The following is a 22,320-nucleotide window of genomic DNA, read 5'->3' as shown; positions in this document are numbered from 1 at the left end:
TGTGGTTGCGATCCAAATGTGGGAGGGGGTTTGCCCCCGATGGCGGTGTATCTGGTTAGAAAAACTTGGCTGACCCACCGATATCGGGGGCAAGCCCCCTCCCACATTTTGACTGCATTTCAAGTCTGGATTGAGGGTGCTCGGGTCCAGTCGATAGCGTCGGCTGGCATCGGTCGCCCAAACCAGTAGCCCTGGCCCATATCGCACTGCTGGTCCAGCAGGAAGCGCGCCTGCTCCACCTGTTCGATACCTTCGGCATGCACCTGCATGCCCATGCTTTTGGCCAGGGCGATGACCACGCGCACAATCGCAGCATCGTCTTCATCCCAGGGCAAACCCGCGACAAAACCTTGGTCGATCTTGAGTTTCTGCACCGGCAGGCGTTTGAGCCGCAGCAACGAGGAGTAGCCGGTGCCAAAGTCGTCGATCGCCAGGCGCAGGCCCAGTTCACGCAGGCGGTGCAGTTGCTCCAAGGCGACTTCCGGGTCGTCCATCACCGCGCTTTCGGTGACTTCCAGTTCAAGGAAGGCCGGATCCAGGCCAGTGGCGTGCAGCACCTGGGCAACTTGCTCGTACAGCTCGCGCCGGGCGAACAAGCGGCTGGAGACATTCACCGCAATAAAACTCAGCGGCGCGCCGTCGGCCAGCCACTGGCACATCTGGCGACAGGCCTGGTCCATCACCCACCCATCGATGTCGGCAATCAGCCCGGTGCGTTCGGCGATGGGGATGAATTCGCCCGGCGGTATCAGCCCACGTTCCGGGTGTTCCCAGCGCACCAGCGCTTCCACGCCCACCAGGCGGCTGTCCTGCAGGTCGTGTACCGGCTGGTAATAGACGCGCAGCTCCTGCTGGTCGAGAGCGCGACGCAGCTCGCTGGCGATCTCCACGCGGTTCTGTGCATGGGCGGTGAGTTCTTCGGTGTACAGGGCGTAGCCTTCGCGGCCGGCGTTCTTGGCCTTGAACAAGGCGGAGTCGGCGTTGCGCAGCAATTGCTCGGCGTTCAGGGCGTCGCTGGGAAACAGGCTGATGCCAATGCTGGCGCTGATAAACAGCTGGTTGCCGTCAAAAATGAAGGGATCCTTCATGGCATTGAGCATGCGCTGTGCCAAGGCTGCGGCCTGCAGCACCTGTGGACAACTCTCCGCGAGCACGGCGAACTCGTCGCCGCCCAGGCGCGCCAGGGTCACACCGGGCCCGAACAAGCCGCGCAAGCGTTCGGCGACCAGCTTGAGCAACTGGTCGCCGACGTTATGACCAAGGCTGTCATTGATGATCTTGAAGTGGTCCAGGTCCATCAGCAGCAAGGCACAACCACGCTTGTGTACCTGCGCCGAGGCCAGGGCCTGCTCGGCACGGTCGGTGAACAGCAGGCGATTGGGCAGGTCGGTGAGCGGGTCATGGTGGGCCAGGTGCGCCAGTTCGTGTTCGGAGTCCTTGATGGCACTGATATCCGAGAACACCGCGACGTAGTGGCTGACCTTGCCCTGGTCATCGTGGATGACGCGAATGGTTTGCCATTGTGGGTAAATTTCGCCGCTTTTGCGTCGGTTCCAGATTTCGCCGCTCCATTCGCCCGTGCGTTCCAGCGTCTGGAACATTTGCTGGTAGAAAGTCGACGAATGGCGGCCGGATTTGAACAGGCTTGGTCGCTGGCCCATGACGTCTTCGCGGCGATAACCGGTGATCTCTATGAACGCCCGGTTGACGTGCACTATCAGCCCTTGGGTATCGGTGACCAGCACCCCTTCGCGGGTGCAATCGAACACCGCAGCGGCCTGACGCAGGCGCTCGCGGTTTTCTTTCAGGGGCTGCTGCAACGCATGGGCATGGGCAAAACGCCGGCCGATCCAGTAAATGACTAACGCGCTGAGGCTGACCCACACATAACCGCGCATCTGCAGCCAGCGCCCCAGCTCCCACGGCTCATCGATAAAGTTGATCAATGCGTAGTTGCTGAGCTGGAGCCAAACGATGGAAACCAGCAGGTATACCAGCCCCGCACGTAGGGCACCTCGGTATGAAAACAGCATATGTTTAGTAATCCTTACTAAATAACCAGAATCGCCCTACAAAGGATCAGGATTATAGATGAGGAAACACCTTGTAAGCCTTATCTGAAACAGCCACTGGTTTTATCTGCAAAGGAAGTGATAATGCGGATGCTGTTTTTTTCTTTATCTGAGGGCCATACAGCCTATGTGGTACAACGGTTTTCTTGATCTGTCAGCCTGGCAACTGGTGGCAGTCACTCTGTTGATGACCCACGTGACCATCATTGCGGTCACCGTCTATCTACACCGCTATTCCGCCCATCGCTCCCTGGAGCTCAATGCCGGCCTTAAACACTTCTTCCGCTTCTGGCTGTGGCTGACCACGGCGCAGAACACCCGCGAGTGGACCGCCATCCACCGCAAGCACCACGCCAAATGCGAAACCGTCGATGACCCGCACAGCCCGGTGATCAAGGGCCTGTCCACCGTATTGCGCAAAGGTGCCGAGCTGTATCGCGCCGAGGCAGAAAACCCCGACACCTTGCGCATCTACGGCAAGAACTGCCCGGACGACTGGCTCGAACGCAAGCTCTATACGCCCTACCCGCTGCTGGGCGTGGCGATCATGGGCGTAATCGACGTGCTGCTGTTCGGCACCATCGGCATCACCATCTGGGCGATCCAGATGATGTGGATTCCGTTCTGGGCCGCCGGCGTGATCAACGGCCTGGGCCATGCCGTGGGCTATCGCAACTTCGAATGCCGTGACGCCGCCACCAACCTGGTGCCGTGGGGCATCATCGTCGGCGGCGAAGAGCTGCATAACAACCACCACACCTACCCCAACTCGGCCAAGCTGTCGGTGAAGAAGTGGGAGTTCGACCTGGGTTGGGCGTGGATCAAGGTGTTCAGCTTCCTGCGCCTGGCCAAGGTGCAGCGCGTGGCGCCCATTGCCCACCGCGTCGAAGGCAAGGGCAGCCTGGACATGGACACCGCCATGGCGATCCTCAACAACCGCTTCCAGATCATGGCCCAATACCGCAAATTGGTGATTGGCCCGCTGGTCAAGCAGGAGCTGGAGAAGGTCGATCATTCGGTACGCCACCAGTTCCACCGGGCCAAGCGCCTGTTGTCGCGGGAAACCAGCTTGCTCGATGACCGCCACCACCTGCGCATCCAGAGCATGCTGGAGCACAGCCATGCGCTGACGGTGATCTACGAAAAGCGCCTGGCGCTCCAGCAGATCTGGCTCAAGACCAGCACCAATGGCCACGATATGCTGGCTGCGATCAAGGAGTGGGTGCATGAGGCAGAGGCCAGCGGTATCCAATCCCTGCGCGATTTTGCCCACCAATTGAAGACCTATTCGCTGCGGCCTGCGGCGGTCTGAGGGTGACGTGGGAGGGCTCGCCCTCCCGCGCACTGGCTTTTTGGCGCCATTTTACGGGCACCGCCAATCGGTCACGATCATGGAACTTCACCGCAATTCCCCTCTCTCAAAGAACACTTCGCCATCATGGTGACCCCTTGTAGTGACCGCTGTTCCATCCTGCGGCGCGCCCAGAGAGAGTTGTACCGATGGTTCACGAAAAGCCCTGCCTGCCCGATGTGCCTACTGCCGAGCCGCCGCGCCCGGCCGCGGCGGCGACCCTGTTGGCGTTGATGCATGCCCAGGGCGAAGTCGAGCGACTGAGTGAGCGTGAGCAACTGCTCAGTTCGCTGTTGGTCAGCGTGAACGCGGTGCTATGGGCCATCGACTGGGAAACGCGCCGCGTGCTGTATGTGAGCCCGGCCTACGAGCGCATCTTTGGCCGTTCAGCCGGCTTGCTGCTGGCCGATCACCGGGAATGGCGCAACAGTGTTCACCCCGAAGACCTCGACTACGCCGAACACAGCCTGGCCCGTGTGCTGGAACAGGGCGCCGTGGAAGACCGCGAGTACCGCATCATCACCGCCGACGGGCAAATCCGCTGGCTGTGCGACAAGTGCTACATCAACCAGCAGGTGGTGCCTGGCGAGCCGCTGATCGTGGTCGGCATGGCCGAAGACATCACCGAGAAGAAGCTGCTGGAGCTGGAACTGCACCGCCTCGCCACCACCGACGTGCTGACCCAAAGCAGCAACCGCCGGCACTTCTTCGAATGCGCCAACCAGGCGTTCGACAACGCCTGCGTGCAGGGCACGGCGCTGGCGTTCCTGTTGCTGGACATCGATGACTTCAAGGACATCAACGACACCTACGGCCACCTGGAGGGCGATCAGGTGCTGCGGCGCATTGCCGAGAGTGGTCGCGGGGTACTGCGCCGTGGCGACCTGTTCGGGCGCATTGGCGGCGAAGAATTCGCCGCCGTACTGCCCGGTTGCGCACCGGAGATGGCCCTGCAAGTGGCCGAACGGCTGGGCAAGGAGATCCAGGCGTTGCTGTTCAGCTATGAGGGCCGTGAATTCAACGTGACCGTCAGCCAGGGCCTGGCCAGCTTGCGCGAGGATGACTCCACCCTCGACAGCCTGTTCGCCCGGGCGGATGCAGCGATGTATGAGGCCAAGCGACTGGGCAAGAACCGCGTTATCGCAGGCTAGACTCGGGCAAAATGTGGGAGGGGGCAAGCCCCCCTCCCACATTTGGTCTCATTGGCTGTCAGGTTTTGCGTACTCTTGTCAGTTCGGAAAAGCCCACTTTGAGCAGCCGTGCGGTCTTGCTGCTGGCAAGCTCTTGCAGCCCTTCATGCTCGGTCAACCGCGCCATCTGTGTCGCCAGGTTCACCACCAAGGCTTCGCGTGAATACACACCGCCTTCCAGTGAATAGGTGGCCGCGATCAATTGGCGCAACTCCAGCGGCAAACGCCAGCGGGTGCGCAACGCCGAGCCGTAGGCGGCGCCAAAAGTGTCGAGGGATTCGCCGATCGCTTCGTCATCCAGGGCGCCGCCAGCCTGGCGCCAGTCTTCCAGGCAGCGCAACAAGGCCAGGTCGCCCAACCGATGCAGGATGCAGGCGCTATAGCAGCGCTGGTGATCCAGTTCCAGCATGCGCGCCAGGCGTCGGGCGTACTCGGCGCTGTCCTCGGACAACTGCCAGTACCGCTCGGCGTAAGCCAACAGCCCAGGGTCACCCAGCACCACGTTGTGCTTGAGCGCCAGGCCCAGGATGAGGTTCATGCTTTGTCCGGGGACCAGCTTGTTCAGGGCCGCGTGCAGAGTCTGCACCGGCGTGCCGTGATACCCGGCACTGTTGGCGGCGGCGATCAGCACGGCGTTGATTTGCGGGTCGATACGCACCTGGTCTTCGAGCTGCTGCAGGTGCAGACCCTCGGGCCCCAGGCTGCGTTGCACCGCGGTTTTAACATCCACACGCAACGGCGCGCCATCGCAGACCTCTCGGCGCCGTTCCAGGAATGCTGGCAAGGTCATGCCTGGCGCCAGCGCCGGAATCTCGCAATACACGCTTTCGCCTTCGTTAAGCAGCAGGTCTTGCAGGCGCTGGGTCAGGCTCTCCATGTTCAGCGGGTGGGTCAGGTACGCAGTCGGCGCCAGGGGCAGGGCTTCGCGTACGCTGGCGCTGTCGTTACGGCTGCTCAGCAGAATAAATGGCAATGCGGGGGAGCGGTGCTGCTGGCGCACGCTGCGCAGCAGGCTCAGGCCATCGACGCCCGCAAGCTCCCAGTCCGCAAGGATCAGGTCATAGGTTTTTTCCCGCAACAGCGTGGCGGCCTGCTGCCCATCGGCGCACACATCCAGCCGCGCATCACAACGCACATTCAACAACACTTGCTTGAGCAGGTCCCGCGACCAAGGGTCCGCTTCGGCAATCAGCACTCGGGGTACAGCGGGTAAATCAACAGCAGTCATCCAGCACGCTCCATCGGCAATGCTTGCACCTTAGACAATGCCGCCGCGTGCGTAAAATGAAGCAGACACAAAAAAACCGCCGAAGCGGTTCTTTTGCTTTTCGTAGGAGCGAGCTTGCTCGCGAAGGTCGTCAACGAAAACGCGGGCAGCCCTTGAAACGCGGTGCCTGGGCGTTTTTCGCGAGCAAGCTCGCTCCTACAGGGGCGGGGCGTGTCAGAGTTCGGAGAAACACTCTTCGATAATCGCCAGGCCCTTGTCCAACTGCTCGTCCGGCGAGGTCAACGGCACCAGGACGCGCAACACGTTGCCGTAGGTGCCACAAGACAGCAGGATCAGGCCCTTGTCACGCGCCTTGGCCACCACGGCAGCAACGGCCGCCGCATTAGGCTTGTGGCTGTCGCCATCTTCAAACAGCTCGACCGCGATCATCGCGCCCAGGGCACGCACATCACCGATCACCGGGTACTTGGCCTGGATAGCCTTGAGGCCCGTCACCAGGCGCTCGCCGACCGCCTTGCAGCGGTCCAGCAGGTGCTCTTCTTCGAACACTTGCATCACGGCCAGGGCCGCGGCGCAGGCGATCGGGCTGCCGGCGTAGGTGCCGCCCAGGCCGCCCGGGGCGATGGCGTCCATGTATTCGGCCTTGCCACACACACCGGCCAGCGGGAAGCCGCCAGCGATGGATTTGGCAAAGGTGGTCAGGTCGGCGGCCACGCCCATCTGTTCCATGGCGAAGAAGGTACCGGTACGGCCGGCACCGGTTTGCACTTCGTCGGCGATCAGCAGTATGCCGTGCTGGTCGCACAGTTCGCGCAGGCGCTTCATGAAGGCTTTCGGCGCGACGTAAAAACCGCCCTCGCCCTGTACCGGCTCGATGATGATGGCGGCGATATCACGCGGTTCGGCATCGTTCTTGAAAATGCGTTCGATGCTGGCGATGGAGTCGTCGACGCTCACACCGTGCAGTTCGTTCGGGTACAGCGCGCGGAACACGCCGCCTGGCATCAGGCCCATGCCAGCCGAGTACGGCACGACTTTACCGGTCAGGCCCAGGGTCATCATGGTGCGACCGTGGTAGGCACCGGTGAAGGCAATCACGCCGGCACGGCCAGTAGCGGCGCGGGCGATCTTCACGGCGTTCTCGACGGCTTCGGAACCGGTGGTGACCAGCAGGGTTTTCTTGGCGAAATCGCCTGGCACCTTGGCAGCGACTTTCTCGCACACTTCGACGTAGGGCTCATAGGCCAATACCTGGAAGCAGGTGTGGGTCAACTTGTTGAGCTGCTCGGTCACGGCGGCGATGATTTTCGGGTGTACGTGGCCAGTGTTCAGCACGGCGATACCGCCAGCGAAGTCGATGAACTCGCGACCTTCTACGTCGGTCACCGTGGCGTTCTTCGCGGATTCGGCGAAGATCGGGTGAATCTGGCCAACACCGCGGGGTACAGCGGCTTCGCGGCGTTTCATCAGGGAAGCGTTGGTCTTGCTCATAAAGTCCTCATTCGCCACTCATCGGGTGGCGTGGTCCAAGGCATACGTGGCGGGGAGGCAACTACGGCAGCATGCGATGATCGACTGCCACAGCTTTCCCGGCCACTACGAATAACGATGTGAAACACGCAAAGGGGCAGCGCTCTCGTGCCCTCTGCGTTTGCTGCAAGCTCTTGCTGGTCAGATGCCCAGGCAGAGGTATTTGATTTCCAGGTAATCCTCGATCCCGTACTTGGAGCCTTCACGGCCCAGGCCAGAGGCCTTGATGCCGCCGAACGGCGCCACTTCGTTGGAGATCAACCCGGTGTTGACGCCGACCATGCCGTATTCCAGGGCTTCAGCCACACGGAACACCCGGCCCAGGTCGCGGGCGTAGAAGTACGAGGCCAGGCCGAACTCGGTGTCGTTGGCCATGGCGATCACATCGGCTTCGTCTTTGAAGCGGAACAGCGGCGCCAGCGGGCCGAAGGTTTCTTCCTTGGCGACAGCGGCGTCTTTGGAGACGTTGGTGAGGATGGTCGGCTCAAAGAAGTTGCCTTCCATCGCCTTGCCACCGGCCAGCAGCTTGGCGCCTTTGCTCAGGGCATCAGCGATGTGCTCCTGAACCTTGGCCACGGCTTTTTCGTCGATCAGCGGGCCCGTGGTGGTGCCTTCTTCCAGACCGTTGCCGATCTTCAATTTGGCCACGGCCACCTTGAGCTTTTCAGCGAACGCGTCGTACACCGAATCCTGGATGTACAGGCGGTTGGCGCAGACGCAGGTCTGGCCGTTGTTGCGGTACTTGGAGATGATCGCGCCTTCGACGGCCTTATCCAGGTCGGCGTCGTCGAACACGATGAACGGCGCGTTGCCGCCCAGCTCCAGGGAGACTTTCTTGATGTCCTTGGCGCATTCGGCCATCAGCTGGCGACCGATTTCGGTCGAGCCGGTGAAGGACAATTTGCGCACGATCGGGTTGCTGGTCAGCTCGCCGCCAATGTCGCCGGCGCTGCCGGTGACCACGCTGAGCACGCCTTTCGGGATACCGGCGCGGTGCGCCAGCTCAACCAGGGCCAGGGCCGAGAATGGGGTCTGCGAGGCTGGCTTGATCACCATGGTGCAGCCGGCAGCCAAGGCCGGGCCGGCTTTGCGGGTGATCATGGCGGCCGGGAAGTTCCACGGAGTGATCGCCGCGGTCACGCCGATAGGCTGCTTGATCACGATCAGGCGCTTGTCGGGTTGGTGGCCTGGGATCACATCGCCGTAGATGCGCTTGGCTTCTTCGGCAAACCACTCGATAAAGGACGCGGCGTAGACGATTTCGCCCTTGGCTTCGGCCAGCGGCTTGCCTTGTTCGAGGGTCATCAGGCGGCCGAGGTCGTCCTGGTTTTCGATCAGCAGTTCGAACCAACGGCGCAGCTTGTTGGCGCGCTCCTTGGCGGTGAGGGCACGCCAGGCCGGCAGGGCCTTGTCGGCGGCTTCGATGGCGCGGCGGGTTTCCGCGGCGCCCATCTTCGGCACGCTGCCGAGAATTTCACCCGTGGCCGGGTTGTTGACCTTGATGGTCTGACCGTTGTCCGCATCGACCCAAGCGCCATCGATAAAGGCTTGCTGGCGGAACAACTGGGTATCTTTGAGCTGCATGTCGGCTTTCCTTAACAGCACCGCGCGCACGCGGAGCGAATTAGAGTTGTTGAAAGGCGCCTTGTGGGCTGCCGTCAGGGAAATCAGCCCCAGCGCGCGGGAGAAAAATACAGCGCACGGGAGACAGAGCGTTTGAAATCTCAAACGAATCCTAGGATCAATGGGGGTATAGGGCAATAGGATGTTCGAAAAAAAGAACGAATATGGCGCATCTGGTTCATCTTTCAGATCAAGCGCACAAACGACAACAGCCCCGGAGCCTAGTGGGCACCGGGGCTGTTGTGGCCCTGCAGCTTAAGGTTGGAACGACTTGAGCACGGCCAACAGGCTGGTCAAGTTGTCGGCCACGCCGCCTTGGGCGACTTTTTCGGTGGCCGACGCGCCGGCGGTGGTGTCGACACTGTAGATCTGCATCACGCCCTGGTTGGTGGCCGCCTGGGCCAGGGTGTTTTGTTGCTGTTGAGCCGAGACCGAGTTCTGGAACAGGATCGCCGTGGCCTGGCCCATGGATTGGTAAATCGTGCTCATGGCCATCGCGGGCGATTCTGCAACGACCTTGACGTTGGTCTGGGTGACGGCATCGGTGATTTGCGGGCTGACAGTACTCATGGTTGAAACTCCTGGGTTGAGAAAGAACAACTTCCGTTATTGCTCAGTGCTTAAGGCTGGAAAGACTTGAGCACGGTCAAGAGGCTAGTGAGGTTATCCGACACGCCGCCCTGGGCGACTTTCTCGGTGGCCGCCGCACCGGCGGTGGTATCGACGCTGTAGATCTGCATCACGCCCTGGTTGGTGGCCGCCTGGGCCAGGGTGTTTTGCTGCTGTTGGGCCGACACGGCGTTCTGGAACAGAATCGCCGTGGCCTGCGCCATGGACTGATAGATGGTGCTCATCGCCATCGCTGGCGATTCGGCCACTACTTTGACGTTGGTCTGGGTGACCGCGTCGGTAATTTGCTCGTTGACTAATGGCATGATCAATTTCCTTATTTAGTGCACGGTGTATTCCGTGTTCATCAATGAACGTTGCGAAACAAGGGCTGTGAAACCTGTGGCTTCAGGATTTCGCAGGTCCGGCCAGGGCGGCTTCGATCCGTGCGATCAACTGCTGGATCTCCTTGTTCACTTCACGCTTGAGATCCAACTGCTCGACGCTTTGATCGGGCGTGCCACTCAGCGCTTGGCGTACCGCCGCCTCGCTCTGCTGGGCGGCCTGGCGAATTGCTTGCTCGTTGGTCTTCGATTGTTCAAGTACCTGCACCGCACGCTTGAGGCTCTCGTCAACGATGGCGCGCGGCGCACCGTCGAACATCTGCGGGCTGCGCAGCATCGCCTCAAGACGCTGGCGATCAACGCTGGATAGAACCGGTGGCTGCATGTGAACCTCCTGCGGCGCTGGCTTGACGGCAACAGCGCCGCTAAAGCCGCACCTCAACGTTGTCCTGCCAGAATCCTGCAAAGTAAAAGTGCGGCGAGGAATCACAGAAGGTCGCCAACTCCGCAGGCGTTATGGCGCTAGGCTGGTTGGGGAAAATGGCAGGCGGAGGCGGCAGCAGATTGGCTTCGTTGTAGAGGTTGCCGACTTCATAGCAGTTGGCTGCGAACTGCGAACAAAAGGACCCGCTGCCGATGTCGATGGACTCGTTGATCCGCGTCACCAGGCTGGTATCGGAAGTCCAGCGCCGGAAAGCTGAAATCATCGCGTTCCACACGCTGTAGCGGCCCCGAATATCACCGCCGATTTTGTCGAAGTAGAACTGCTTGGCAGCTACCGTCGCCGCCTCGCCCAGTTCGGTATCCACGCAGGAAAACACCATCGCCGAGCGCGGCGGTTTTTCCAGGCTCAGGTCGGTCAGGGCCAGGCCACTGCCCACGCTTTCGATCACCAGGGTGTCGCTCACCGCAATCGCCGGATGCACCACGTTCAGGTACGTCGTGTCCTGCGAGAACACCTTGGCCTTGACCAGTTGACCGGCTTTGATAAACGCCCGCGTAGCGCTGTCGTCATCTTGTTTGACAGAAAAAATAATATCTCCAGGCTGCATGATGTCGCTCCTCACTCAAGAAAAGTTGCTTTCAAGTTGCTGTTGCACCGCTCCAGCAGAACGCTGGAACGCTGTGCTCGGTTCAGGCTGCTGGCGCGGCCCGGTTGGCCAGGGTGCTCGCGTACTTGGCGATGCTCTGGTCGATCTTGTCGATGGCCACGCTGGCGGCTTCGGCTTCCATCGCCCCGGCGGCGGCGGCCACAGCGGCAGCGGCGCCCACCAGCAGGTCGGTGGCTAACGCGCCCAGTGCATCCTCGGCGGCGCCCGGCAGGTTGTTGTTGACGATGTTCTCGGTCATTTGCTGGAGCAGCACGGCCTGGGCCGCCAGGGCGATCTTGCTGACCCCGTCGAAGTACCCCGCCGCCGCCTGCGCCACCAGCCCGGCCGCCTGGCTGATCATCATGTCGGCCGGCACCGCGATCTGCGCCGGCGCATAGGCAAAGTTCTGCGCGTTGGTGAACTGCACCGCCTGCACGATCTGGCTATTGAGCGCCGCCGTGCTGTCGGGCGACGGCGTGCTTACCTGGTTGAGCAGGTGCTCGTTCATGCGCGCCATGATCGAGCGCGAAGCCGGTGCAGTGGGCGCTGGCGCCGGTGAGTCGGCGGCGGGCGTTGCTTGGGAGGCGGCGGGTTTCTTGCGACTGAACCACGACATAATCAATCTCCCGAGGCCTCAGCCCTTCTCGCCAATCTGCATGATCAGCGCCACGGCCTTGGAGATCACCGCATTGGAAATCTGGTTCATCGCCTGCTGGCTGTTGACCGCGTTCTGCAACGACAGGCCCGCCGCACTGCTGGCGACCTGATACAGCGACGCGATGGCCTGGGCCGGCGCCTCTGCCACCACCTTGACGTTGGTTTGGGTGACCGCGTCGGTGATCTGGCTGTTGACCTCTGTCATACATCTCTCCTTGATGGCATTCGCCCAGGGTTGGGCGTGGATAGTGGCGGCAGGACGCGCTCATACAACTAGAACGCCCCGCGCCGGCTTCTGTGAATCCAGCTCAGCGCAAGGCACTGCGCAGCAGTTGCACGCGCTTGCGCACCAGCGGCAACTTGACCTGCAACTCGGCGGCAATCTGCGGATACGGCAGGTCATCGACAAAACGCATCTCGAACAAGCGCTGCTGCATCATCGGCAACCGCGCCACCTGCGCCTTCACCCGCTCCAGGCGCTCGTAGCACTCCACCCGCTCCAGCACCGACGCGCAGGGCGCGGCGAGCGCGGCCAGGTGATCGTGCTCAAGGTCCACCGAATCATCGAACAGCCGCCCCTCGCGCTTGCTGCGCCGCACGCTGTCGAGAAACACATGGTCGAGCACCAGAAACAGAAACCCCTCAGGGTCACGAATGCGCTCGGGCGAGCGCCGAAAAAACAACAGGGCCTTGATCGCCGTGGCCGACAACCACTCCTGGCCCTGATCCAGATTGCCCTTGGCCCGCCGCAACGCCCGGCGCCTGAGCTCGCCGTGCACAGCGCGCCAACTCGCTTCGAACAAACGGTCATCGGCGGCCCATTGATCCTTGAACTGAACAGTCATCCCCATCGCCCGCACTCCTGTGCATCCTTGATGAAGGGCCAGTCTGCGAGGGCGGGACAGGGGCGCGCTGTTACCTGGGGAACAGGGCCACGACTAATTCAAGGCAAACGCCTTGCGCCGCAAATGCTCAAGATCGTTGATCACCATGCGCTCCAGCTTGCCGCTGATCAGCCCACTGCGACGCCACAATTGCAGCTGCACATTGAGTTTGGGGCGACTGGTGTTGAGCATCGACGCCAACACCCCCTGGCTGGCGGGCAGCGACACACTGGGCAAGGCCAGCGCCAGGTCGATCTCGCCCAAATTGGCCAACAGAAACCGCGCCAAGCGCGACTCCAGCCGATGCAGGCACACCAACTCCAGCAACTCAATGGCCTGCAGCAAACGCAGCATCATCAGCATCAACAAACGCCGCAGAAACACCGGCTCCTCAAACAGCACGCCGAAATGCCGACTGCCCAACTGCAACAAACGCGTAGGGCCACTGGCAAAGGTGGAAGACTCACGCCCATGATCCTTGATCAACGCCGTCTCCCCCACCACCTGCCCGGCCCCGGTGCTGCCGATGATCTGCTCTCGACCATCGGGCCCATGCACCACCGAATAAATCCGGCCCTCCACTACCAGCGCAATGAATTCGAGGGTGTCGTCCTTGAAATACAACAGCTCACGATCATCCAGCGTGCGCTCCACCATATGGGTGGCCACGTAGCGCAAGAGGTGCTCCGGCATACCTCGAAACAAATCGGAGCGAGCCAGCAGGGTTTGTCTCAGCGGGAGATCGAGCATCACGGTTCCTTTGGAATGCATGCGTTCACCTGGGGAATTGCGGCGTGGAAGCGGTTTAAAGCCACAAGAGCAAAGCAAACAAAGGGACGCGCGGCGCGGGGAGTTGTGAATGAGGGTGGCGATTAGCCATTTTTTGTCGGAAATGGACGACAGAGAGCGGGGGAAACGCTGGAATGGACGCATCAGGTCGACATGGGTATGATGTCGCCCGCACAAGCATCCGTAGCTCAGCTGGATAGAGTACTGCCCTCCGAAGGCAGGGGTCGTGGGTTCGAATCCCGCCGGGTGCACCAGATATGAAATGAAAAAGCCCCAGGTCGCGAGATCTGGGGCTTTTTTCTTTTTGAGTTTTATCTACCGGATAGATGCATTAAGTCGCGTTGAGATTGTAGAGGTCGGCATTATGAGTAACGTACAGTTTCAAAGTAATTGAACAAACTGGGTCAAGTCACTTTCGCCATCTGAGCTTCGATTTTAGCGAGCAAGCCTTGAATCAAGCCTGCTGCATAACGCTGTGCGCTGATCAGTTCGTCTTCTTCGCCGCCATGGAACCTTGCATAAGCGACTGCTCCCACCTTTTCAAAACCATCGCTGAATTCATCATCGCCGAAGCGCCGGGATAGTGCAGCCAATCCATCTCTCACGGCCTCTTGATGCTTCCCCGTACGAATCCGCTCCACAAAAAGCCCAGCAACATTTTCAAGTGAGCCTGTGTACCGAACTACATGGATGAGATCCGCCGCATCCTTGTTCTCTTGCCGCTGGTCAAGAGCAATAGCTTTCAGAATTACGAATGCAGGTACGTCTGCAAAACGTACGATATCGACCGACACTCCCCCACCATCAAGCAACTGAGCGCCCACCTCTCTTTCTTGATACCAATCGTGCACGATTCTGGCGTGTTTAATGGTCAGTGCCGAAACGTGCTCACCGCTGACGCTTACCGCCTTTCCAGGCTGCTCGTCTCCGGCATCACGCAACAACTCGACGACGACCTCAATATGTTCATCAACCTGCCTGCGCCATCTCCAGGAAGTTGGCTTGCCATCCTCGACCCAACGTAGGAAGCCGCGTGCCTTCAACTGATCGGCGAGGCTGACGTACTCATCGCCGGTCGCGAGAATTTCCAGGTTGAGCACAATGTCTACATCAGACGTACCCGCATGCGATGGCACCTCTGGTGGCGCTTCGGGAGTCAGGTATCGAGGCACCAGACCGCCGACTAAACGTAATGTGTCCTTCAAATTGCCGAACGCACTGAGTAGCGTAAGCAAGGTCCTCTCACAGGCGCTCGTCACATCTGCGTCGTACCCCGCAGCCGTGCGGGGTTTCAATTCCTTGCCCATTCAGCCTCCAAAAGATTTCTGATGTGCTCAGCCAGCTCCTTGTTTCTCCCCCGCCCGTCGAGGAGATCGAGATACTGAATGTATGGGCTCGCAAAATATGCAGGATATTCAGGATGCGGTTGTGTAAAAAGCAGGCTAGCGCCTTCACGCTCGTTGATGGTTACGTTCGCGCCTTTTTTTACGGGCTTGAGCCTGAGCATATCCGCCATGTCATCTGTGTATCCCTTAGGGACAATCAGGTCGACAGTGTCTGTGTTTGTTAGCAATGGTACGAATACGTTGCCTGCAGCCGCACCTGTAAACGCCCAGGGAAAGTCGACCTGTTTTTCGATAATTGTTTCGGCAATCCGTGCAAGCAGGTGCCTTGGGTTTTCCACAAACGTATACCAAGTAGATGAGCGCTCACGTGTTCGTGTCTGCCACTGCTCAGCCCACGCGTCGAGCAAAGCTCCTGGGTTGACCAACCGTCTGCGATGCGTCGGCCCCCCTCCTATAGACTCGCACCACTCGCGCTGCGTTAGCTCTTGAAGCACCATTGAGCATGTGTACTGAGAGGTTTTTGCTAAATCTGATAACTCGGCCCCCGTCATCCACTCATGGCAATGCATTAGAAGCGAATGAATAACGTTTTCGCGAGCGCCGGTAAAAAGCTGTGGCGCTCGCTTCGAGGCTTGGGGCTTTGATGGCCTCTGTATATCGATTAGCCAGTAGTCATGTTTGAGGTAAAGGCTTCCGCCTAGCTCAAAAAATGCGATGTCTCTCTCTTTCAATTCTTTCTTTGCGCCAGGGCTCAAAGATTGCGCTGCAATCATCCGAACACTGCCCACCTCGTGGGGGCGACTTCGTTCAAAACTGTCCAAGCGCCACACCGCGTCTCGGATGTCACGGGGATAGGCACTGCCAACGACCTCGACGAGGATCTTTAGCGCTGTGGCAGAGGTACTCAGCTCTATTACGCCGTCGGGACCCGCAGTCAGACCTTCATGCCCATGATAAAAATCGAGACCTGAGTGCATCTTAAGGCGCGCTTCAGGCCCGAAGGTCTCAGTAAGACTACGCACTAAGCCATCCAAGACTTCGCGTTCAAACTTGGAGCCCCAGTCATGATGTTTTTCCATACCTTAGCTCTAGTCCTCTTTAGCTGGGCAGCAAAACTTCAGATACGAGCAATAGGTTAGCTCAAATCCCATATTTAGCTGAACAGCTAAATATATCTAAATAGCTAATAATAGATCACTTTTTGATCAAAAATAACTTGCAACGGCACGCCAATGCTGCCGATTTTGTATTAAAAATGCCCCCTACCCAGCGACTTATGGCTTTTTGCCGATGATGCCCTGTACTGCAATTCATCACACCACCTACGCCACCAACTCCTCCCCATCCCCACTCAAAGCCTCACGCAACACCCCCTCCAACACCCCAAAAAACCCCTGAATATGCACCTGCTTCAACGCCTGCGGCCGCGTCACCAGATAAACCTCCATCGGCGGCAGTGCTATTTCCGGGAAAACCTCGCTCAACCCCGTCGCCAGAACCCGCGGCAGCACCGCCACGCCCATCCCTCGCTTCACCGACTCAAGCTGCACGGCAAACGAGCTCACGCTGATCGGCGCATGATCGAGCCCGGCGGCTTTTGCGGCGCGCATTTGCGGTAGAAGGTTCAGGGGTGGCAGCAAGGCGATGTTGGCTGCGGTGGCGGGGGTTAGCGCCGGGAACCGTTCCAGGTATTCGGCGGTTGCGAAGACGCCATAGGCGAGCTTGCCGAGCCCTCGATAGATCAGGGATGGTTCACCCAGGTGGGCTGTGCGTACGGCGATATCGGCGAGGCCTCGTACGATCTTGTGAAAGTCGGTGGTGGTCTGCAATTCCACGGAGCAGCCTGGGTGCAGTGCTGTAAAGCGACTGGCGGCTTCCAGTACGCTCGCTGAAAACCCTTCGCCGGCGCTGACCAGCACCGTGCCGCTTAGCGTTGCCTGCGCGCCGTCGACCGCGGTCTGACGCCGCAGGCCGGACTCGGCCGCGAGTGCGACGTCCACCAGGGATTGACCCCGTGAGGTCAGCCGGCAGCCTTCAACCCCTCGTTCCACCAGCGGCTCGCCCAGGGCGGTTTCCAGTTGGGTAAGGCGGCGGGCGACGGTAGACGCGGCCACACCGAGCATCTGCCCCGCCTGCAAAAAGCTGCCACGCCGCGAAACCGCCAACAGCAGGCGAAGATCGTCCCAATTTGCCTGCAACGCCATATCTATGAGCTTCCCTGGTCTGCTGATGTGCAAAGCCATTATGCAGCAGTCGCCGTTTTTCAGGCGCGGTCTGACCGGTATATCTACGGGCCTTTAAACGAATGGAATGGCCTGTATGAAAACGAACCCCAACCGCTTGCGCCGTACCTTTGTGACGGGTGCCACCGGCTTGCTGGGCAACAACCTGGTACGGGAGCTGGTCGCACGTGGCTACGCGGTCAAAGCTTTGGTCCGTTCGCCGGCCAAAGGCGAACAGCAGTTCAGCGATTTGCCAAGCGTGGAGCAGGTGGTGGGGGACATGGCCGATGTGGGCGCCTTCGCGGCCGCCCTGCAAGGCTGCGATACGGTGTTTCACTGCGCGGCGTTCTTTCGCGATAACTACAAGGGCGGTAGCCATTGGGAAGCGCTGGAAAAGATCAATGTCGTCGGTACGCGAGCACTGCTTGAGCATGCCTATGAAGCCGGTGTACGACGGTTTGTGCATACGTCATCGATTGCCGTGCTCGACGGTGCCCCCGGCACGCCCATCGACGAAACGTGCCTGCGCGCCGAAGCCGATGCGGATGACTACTATCGCAGCAAGATCCTGGCTGAACGGGAGGTGCTGAGATTTCTCGACAGCCATCCGCAGATGCACGCCTGCATGGTGTTACCCGGTTGGATGTGGGGGCCGGGCGACCGTGGGCCGACCTCTTCCGGGCAACTGGTCAAGGACGTCGCCAACGGCAAGCTGCCGGGGCTGATTCCCGGCACCTTTTCCCTGGTCGATGCCCGCGATGTGGCCTGGGCGCACATTGCCGCCGCACAAAGTGGGCGACGGGGCGAACGTTATCTCGCGGCCGGCCGCAACTTGACCATGCGCCAGCTGATTCCAGTGCTGGGGCGTATCGCCGGGGTCAAGACACCGTCCCGGCAACTGCCGCTGCCTGCGCTTTACCTGTTGGCCGCAGTACAAGAGGCCTACGCCTACCTGACCGGCAAGCCCATTTTGCTGAGCATGGCGACGTTGCGGCTGTTGATACGAGAGGAGCACCGTACCTGCTTTGACCACCGCAAAAGTGAAGAGGAACTGGGTCTGAGCTTTCGCGTGCTGGACCAGACCCTCACTGACACGGTGGCCTGGTACAAGGCCCACGGCGAGTTATAAAACCTTGAAAACCCACCCCTGCCGGCACGGGGCAGGCCTTCATTCAGAGCTTGAACTTGGACACCAGATCATTGAACGACAGCGCCAGTCGCGAAAGATCATGGCTGGAGGCATTGGTCTGATTCGCGCCAGCAGCTGTTTGCGCGGACAAGTCCTGGATGTTCGTCAAGTTACGATCAACCTCACGCGCTACCTGGGCCTGTTCTTCAGAGGCGCTGGCTATCACGATATTGCGGTCATTGATTTGCGCGACGCCGAGCGAAATTCTTTGCAGCACTTCCCCGGCCTGTGCGGCCAAGCGCTGCGTCTGCGTAGCCAAGGACCGACTATCGCCCATTGCGGCAACGGCCTCATCCGCGCATTGCTGTACGGCATTGATCATCCCTTCGATTTCAACGGTCGATGACTGGGTGCGATGGGCCAAAGCGCGTACTTCATCAGCAACCACGGCAAAGCCCCTGCCCTGCTCTCCAGCCCTGGCCGCTTCGATCGCAGCGTTCAATGCCAATAAATTTGTCTGCTCTGCGACGCTGCGTATAACGTCAATCACCTTGCCGATGTCGCGAACTTGCCCCGCGAGGGATTCGACTTTACCGGCCGAACCTTCAATCTCGCTGACCATTCGCGTGATCCCGATCACCGCATCATCGACGTGAGCGTGCCCCTTTACTGCCTCGTTGCGCGTTTCTTCAGAAGCCTGCGATGTGGAAATAGCATTGCGCGCCACTTCTTCCACAGCCACGGTCATTTGGTTGACCGCCGTCGCCGCTTGCTGAATTTCGTCGTTCTGGCGAATCAAGCCTTGGGTACTTTCATCGGTCACGGCGCTCAGCTCTTCTGCAGCGGCAGCCAATTGATCCGAGGCACTCGCGATTTCCTGTAGCGTCTTTTTCAGGCTCCGTTGCATTGCGCTCAGCGCGTTAAGCAACTGCCCCACTTCATCTTCACGATGGGTGCGGATCATTTCAGTCAGATCGCCACGAGCAACCCGCTCGGCACTGATGACCGCCGAGGCGATCGGACGGGTGATACTGCGTGTAATGCACACCCCCAACGCAATGGCGATCATGAAGGACAGCAATACGCCCACGAGCAACTGAGTCGTCGACTCACTGATCGTGGCGTTAACGGCTTGCGCTTGCTTGTCTACTTCAACCCTGTTGATGCCCAAGATAACGTCCAGCTGCTCGCGGGCGTTACTCATGGCGCGTACATTTTCATTGCTCAACAGGTTTCTGGCCGATGAAAAGTTTGCTTGATTAATGGCCTCAATGACCTGTTTGGCGCTTACCAGATAAGCTGCCCAGAGTTTCTCGAATGCCTCACCTGCCAGGCGCTCTTCAGTGCCCATTGGGGTTGAGCGATAGTGGTGGAAGACCTTATCGACCTGTTGCTGGGTGTCATTCAATGCTCGCGCTACCGCTTCCACATCCGCTCTGTCGGCGCCCGATGCCGCAAACGTCAACAAACGATAAAGATTGCGGTTGTGCGTCATGATCAAGCCTTTCGCCTCGGACACGCTGGAAGCCGAAACCAAGGTGTCTGAAAAGGTAAGATTGAGTGCAAAACCCAACTTCTTGACGCCACTCCAGCCGATGCCCCCGACCACCAACGTAATCAGCGCAACCAAAACGAAGGACATCAACAGCTTGGTTGCAAGCTTCGCATTTTTTATCCACTTCATTGCATGTGCTCAGGTTATTTAAAAGATGCACCGACCTATTGGCGAGGAGGCTTCAGTGATAAAGCGCTGATCACTCCCGACAAAAAACAGTTGCTAAACCATTTCCGCGCCCAGATGAAGCTATCTAATCCTTGACGTTTTTTTCTTCATCGTCGGAGCCGCGCAGGAACCGAATAAACTCTTCTGCCTCGTCACGCGTTTCAAACATCAAAGTCAGTTCACCCATCGTCAAGACGTAGCAAGGCGGCGAGTCAATATAGTCAATCTCGATATTCATGATCACACCCACGTTTGATGGTTATTGCGCAAAAAGAGGAAGCATGAGTGCGCCAACCTGTTCGCCATCCTGAAACACGCGATCCTTGCCGTTATGTTTGGCCCTATACATATTTTTATCGGCGCACTTGAGCACCGCCGACATGTCGGAGTTTTCCGAGAATCGCGCTATTCCCGCACTGCAGGTGTAATGATGCGGGGGCGCCACACTGGCCCGGATAGCACCCAATAAACGCAACGCGTATTCCTGAACCACCAAGTCGTCGCCGCCCAACACCAAGACCCCGAACTCTTCACCGCCGATTCGTCCGACACAGTAACTGCCCGGTGTTGATTTCAGGCAGTTGGCCATGGCACACAGGATCTTGTCGCCGACATCATGACCGTACTGATCATTCTTCAGTTTAAAGCCGTCGATATCTAACATGATGAAATAGCCGTACCGCCCATCCGCCAATAGCTTTTGGAAGAGTTCCATAAAGGCGCGACGATTCAGCAAAGACGTGAGAAAGTCAGTCTCGGCGAGCGTCCTGATCTCACTCTCTACCAATAACACCGAGCGCAAATTTCTCAAATAGGTAAAACTCAGGGTAAAGCCAATCGACACAGACGAGAGGCAAAACAACAGTAAATACAACTCTTGACCGCGATATATATCGATATCAATATGGGTCCACATCAATAGCCAGACCTGCACACTGGACAGCAGATAATCACTAACGGTTATAAATAAGATAGCGCTGCTGAGTACAATGATCACTGCCAACGGCAAGGCAAATATTCGCAGCTCCATATGCGAGCGAATAATGTAGGCAAACCCGACTGAAAGGACAAAAATGTAAAGACCGCCCATCACCCTCCACATTAAAAAACTGCGTATCACGCGATGAACGTACCAAACGCTCAACAAGCAAAGCGTGATCAACAGATGTATCACATTCAGTGCAGATACCGAATCAATGAAAAGCGCCCCCAGCCACGCCAATATACCTACCAACTCAATTTTTATGACTGCTGGTGATAACAGCGTTCGCATTCTCGGTCTAATCTTGAAAATCGCCGGCATTGATAAACTCCTTTCCCAAGACCATCGAATATGCTCGTCAATCTTTGAGGCCGCCCATCAACTACACCGACACAGTCACCCGTCATTTGGAAACGTCTAAAGGCCTGACGGTTCACCGAACGCCGAAAGCCTTAGCATGCGTATTTGTCGGCTTTCATATCCATGCCCAATTCAATGCTTATGCACACGACAGAAAAATGCACTGACATGATCTTACGCGCCAGTTCCAGAAACACCGGGCGCAGCTCTACCGAATGTTTGTGACACTTAAAATAACCTTTCACCTCGCCTTCTTTAACCATACGTATCAAATGCGTCTTTGAAACACTCAAACGTTTCGAAAGCTCAACATAGGATGAGACTTTCTGATTAGAGTGTAACGATCCGTTCCTCATTGCATCTGTATAAAGCGCGAGCATGGGTAGATGCCCCCCGGCTCGATTGATGAGCCACATTGTTTCGGGCATTAGTTTGTCAAGCATCAAGTCAGATTCAAGCAACTTGGAAAAGCCTCTGAAGAAATAGCGCAATAAATCTTCGGAATTTAAGGCGTTCACCTGGCGGCCCAAATAAGGCACGATCATTTGCGACGGCAACAGATACGCCTTGAGCATACTTGCGGTTTCACACAATGCCGTTTGTGTCGGTGCGAAAATACGCTGCCTTCCATCTTCGTTGTGCAGGTGAACATGCATATACCCAGAGATGAAAAAAAAAGAAAAATAGGCATCCAGGCTATTGCGCGAAAGATAGCCTCGCTCCTGACAGAAGGCCTTGACTTTAGACAAGGGAACGCGACCATCTTCATAACTGAAGCTTAATAAGGAGAGCGCGACCATGTACCTGTCGTATTTCAACAACGTCTTGTAGAAAAACGGCTTTTTTCTATAGCTTTGCGTTACCAGTTCGAAGTGGAGAAGAATAGCTTCGTCCATATCACTTTGGGTCATCGCGTAACTGGTCTCTTTCAAATAGTTCAGTAGATCAGTTTTATTCATCGACGCTCAACAGACCTCATGCCACAACATCAGACAACTATTACCATCATCGTGCACAGTATATGCGTATTTGCCCCTGTGTTTTTTTTCAGCCCAAAAATGTTCTATTTCACACAGATGGGTAAATCGCGCGCCTGGCAGACTTTGACATATACCCAGCTAGACAATGCAAGCACCCCCTACGCATGAAAAAGCCCCAGGCCAAAAGACCTGGGGCTTTTTTGTATGCGC

General features: G+C 58.3%; 22 protein-coding genes, 1 tRNA gene and 1 pseudogene. 4 read left to right on the top strand and 20 right to left on the bottom strand.

Features of this window, described 5'->3' with window-relative positions; translation table 11 throughout:
• Positions 1–119: 119 nt before the first annotated feature.
• Positions 120–2,033, bottom strand: coding sequence for a phosphodiesterase DibA (gene dibA, locus QZR30_RS09985; protein ID WP_311903262.1), 1,914 nt, complete (start codon positions 2,031–2,033; stop codon positions 120–122).
• A 166-nt stretch (positions 2,034–2,199) separates the two neighbouring features.
• Between dibA and desA the strand changes: the two genes are divergently transcribed.
• Together desA and QZR30_RS09975 are read left to right on the top strand one after the other, a co-directional pair.
• Positions 2,200–3,384, top strand: a complete 1,185-nt coding sequence (gene desA / locus QZR30_RS09980) for a delta-9 fatty acid desaturase DesA (protein WP_046070369.1) — start codon at positions 2,200–2,202, stop codon at positions 3,382–3,384.
• A gap of 188 nt (positions 3,385–3,572) precedes the next feature.
• On the top strand, positions 3,573–4,574 hold the full coding sequence (locus QZR30_RS09975) for a GGDEF domain-containing protein (protein WP_043050816.1): 1,002 nt from the start codon (positions 3,573–3,575) through the stop codon (positions 4,572–4,574).
• 58 nt (positions 4,575–4,632) lie between these two features.
• Here the strand turns inward: QZR30_RS09975 and QZR30_RS09970 are convergent, their stop codons facing one another.
• The 11 genes from QZR30_RS09970 to QZR30_RS09920 form a co-directional block, all read right to left on the bottom strand.
• On the bottom strand, positions 4,633–5,841 hold the full coding sequence (locus tag QZR30_RS09970) for an HDOD domain-containing protein (RefSeq protein ID WP_046070368.1): 1,209 nt from the start codon (positions 5,839–5,841) through the stop codon (positions 4,633–4,635).
• 213 nt (positions 5,842–6,054) lie between these two features.
• Positions 6,055–7,332 (bottom strand): 4-aminobutyrate--2-oxoglutarate transaminase, encoded by a 1,278-nt coding sequence (gabT, locus tag QZR30_RS09965; protein ID WP_056847246.1) that lies wholly within the window; start codon positions 7,330–7,332, stop codon positions 6,055–6,057.
• 180 nt (positions 7,333–7,512) lie between these two features.
• Positions 7,513–8,955 carry an NADP-dependent succinate-semialdehyde dehydrogenase gene (gene gabD, locus QZR30_RS09960; protein WP_046070366.1) on the bottom strand — a complete coding sequence of 481 codons (1,443 nt, stop codon included), beginning with the start codon at positions 8,953–8,955 and terminating at the stop codon, positions 7,513–7,515.
• A gap of 294 nt (positions 8,956–9,249) precedes the next feature.
• Positions 9,250–9,564, bottom strand: coding sequence for a RebB family R body protein (locus QZR30_RS09955; protein ID WP_043049126.1), 315 nt, complete (start codon positions 9,562–9,564; stop codon positions 9,250–9,252).
• 50 nt (positions 9,565–9,614) lie between these two features.
• Complete coding sequence (locus tag QZR30_RS09950) at positions 9,615–9,929, bottom strand: RebB family R body protein (protein ID WP_003187550.1); 315 nt, start codon at positions 9,927–9,929, stop codon at positions 9,615–9,617.
• A gap of 82 nt (positions 9,930–10,011) precedes the next feature.
• A complete protein-coding gene (locus tag QZR30_RS09945) occupies positions 10,012–10,332 on the bottom strand; it encodes a hypothetical protein (RefSeq protein ID WP_046070365.1) in 321 nt (106 codons plus the stop codon).
• A gap of 40 nt (positions 10,333–10,372) precedes the next feature.
• Positions 10,373–10,999 carry a hypothetical protein gene (locus QZR30_RS09940; protein WP_014716414.1) on the bottom strand — a complete coding sequence of 209 codons (627 nt, stop codon included), beginning with the start codon at positions 10,997–10,999 and terminating at the stop codon, positions 10,373–10,375.
• Between the two features lie 82 nt (positions 11,000–11,081).
• Positions 11,082–11,654 carry a hypothetical protein gene (locus tag QZR30_RS09935; RefSeq protein WP_311903261.1) on the bottom strand — a complete coding sequence of 191 codons (573 nt, stop codon included), beginning with the start codon at positions 11,652–11,654 and terminating at the stop codon, positions 11,082–11,084.
• A gap of 18 nt (positions 11,655–11,672) precedes the next feature.
• On the bottom strand, positions 11,673–11,900 hold the full coding sequence (locus QZR30_RS09930; protein WP_003187543.1) for a RebB family R body protein: 228 nt from the start codon (positions 11,898–11,900) through the stop codon (positions 11,673–11,675).
• Between the two features lie 103 nt (positions 11,901–12,003).
• Positions 12,004–12,546 (bottom strand): RNA polymerase sigma factor, encoded by a 543-nt coding sequence (locus QZR30_RS09925; protein ID WP_046070363.1) that lies wholly within the window; start codon positions 12,544–12,546, stop codon positions 12,004–12,006.
• 87 nt (positions 12,547–12,633) lie between these two features.
• The gene (locus QZR30_RS09920; protein ID WP_046070362.1) at positions 12,634–13,350 is read right to left on the bottom strand and encodes a Crp/Fnr family transcriptional regulator; all 717 of its coding nucleotides are present in this window, start codon (positions 13,348–13,350) and stop codon (positions 12,634–12,636) included.
• Between the two features lie 195 nt (positions 13,351–13,545).
• Between QZR30_RS09920 and QZR30_RS09915 the strand changes: the two genes are divergently transcribed.
• A tRNA-Arg gene (locus tag QZR30_RS09915) sits at positions 13,546–13,622 on the top strand.
• Between the two features lie 150 nt (positions 13,623–13,772).
• Here the strand turns inward: QZR30_RS09915 and QZR30_RS09910 are convergent.
• The 3 genes from QZR30_RS09910 to QZR30_RS09900 all read right to left on the bottom strand — a co-directional run bounded on the left by QZR30_RS09910 (position 13,773) and on the right by QZR30_RS09900 (position 16,918).
• Entirely contained in the window at positions 13,773–14,675 is a 903-nt protein-coding gene (locus tag QZR30_RS09910; RefSeq protein ID WP_046070361.1) for a hypothetical protein, read from the bottom strand.
• Complete coding sequence (locus tag QZR30_RS09905; protein ID WP_046070360.1) at positions 14,660–15,793, bottom strand: type IV toxin-antitoxin system AbiEi family antitoxin; 1,134 nt, start codon at positions 15,791–15,793, stop codon at positions 14,660–14,662. The genes QZR30_RS09910 and QZR30_RS09905 overlap by 16 nt, the downstream gene beginning before the upstream one ends.
• Before the next feature lie 243 nt (positions 15,794–16,036).
• On the bottom strand, positions 16,037–16,918 hold the full coding sequence (locus QZR30_RS09900; protein WP_046070359.1) for a LysR family transcriptional regulator: 882 nt from the start codon (positions 16,916–16,918) through the stop codon (positions 16,037–16,039).
• Between the two features lie 115 nt (positions 16,919–17,033).
• Here QZR30_RS09900 and QZR30_RS09895 point away from each other — a divergent pair, with 115 nt between their 5' ends.
• Positions 17,034–18,065: an SDR family oxidoreductase gene (locus QZR30_RS09895; RefSeq protein ID WP_046070358.1), complete on the top strand. Its 1,032-nt coding sequence runs from the start codon at positions 17,034–17,036 to the stop codon at positions 18,063–18,065.
• A 43-nt stretch (positions 18,066–18,108) separates the two neighbouring features.
• Here QZR30_RS09895 and QZR30_RS28005 read toward each other — a convergent pair whose 3' ends face one another.
• The 5 genes and pseudogenes from QZR30_RS28005 to QZR30_RS09875 form a co-directional block, all read right to left on the bottom strand.
• A complete protein-coding gene (locus QZR30_RS28005) occupies positions 18,109–18,972 on the bottom strand; it encodes a methyl-accepting chemotaxis protein (protein WP_428977829.1) in 864 nt (287 codons plus the stop codon).
• Positions 18,967–19,749 (bottom strand): annotated as a pseudogene (locus QZR30_RS28000) (MCP four helix bundle domain-containing protein); the annotation flags it as partial. The gene QZR30_RS28005 and the pseudogene QZR30_RS28000, both read right to left, overlap by 6 nt.
• A 124-nt stretch (positions 19,750–19,873) precedes the next feature.
• A complete protein-coding gene (locus QZR30_RS09885; protein ID WP_156382931.1) occupies positions 19,874–20,026 on the bottom strand; it encodes a hypothetical protein in 153 nt (50 codons plus the stop codon).
• 21 nt (positions 20,027–20,047) lie between these two features.
• Positions 20,048–21,091: a GGDEF domain-containing protein gene (locus tag QZR30_RS09880; RefSeq protein ID WP_046070356.1), complete on the bottom strand. Its 1,044-nt coding sequence runs from the start codon at positions 21,089–21,091 to the stop codon at positions 20,048–20,050.
• A gap of 131 nt (positions 21,092–21,222) precedes the next feature.
• A complete protein-coding gene (locus QZR30_RS09875; RefSeq protein ID WP_311903260.1) occupies positions 21,223–22,089 on the bottom strand; it encodes a hypothetical protein in 867 nt (288 codons plus the stop codon).
• Between the last annotated feature and the right edge of the window lie 231 nt (positions 22,090–22,320).

Origin of the sequence: Pseudomonas sp. rhizo25 (assembly GCF_031931935.1) — a bacterium.
Taxonomy (GTDB): Bacteria; Pseudomonadota; Gammaproteobacteria; order Pseudomonadales; family Pseudomonadaceae; genus Aquipseudomonas; species Aquipseudomonas synxantha.
Note: the sequence above shows the minus strand (reverse complement) of the source record. Positions and strands in the feature narration are given on the sequence as shown.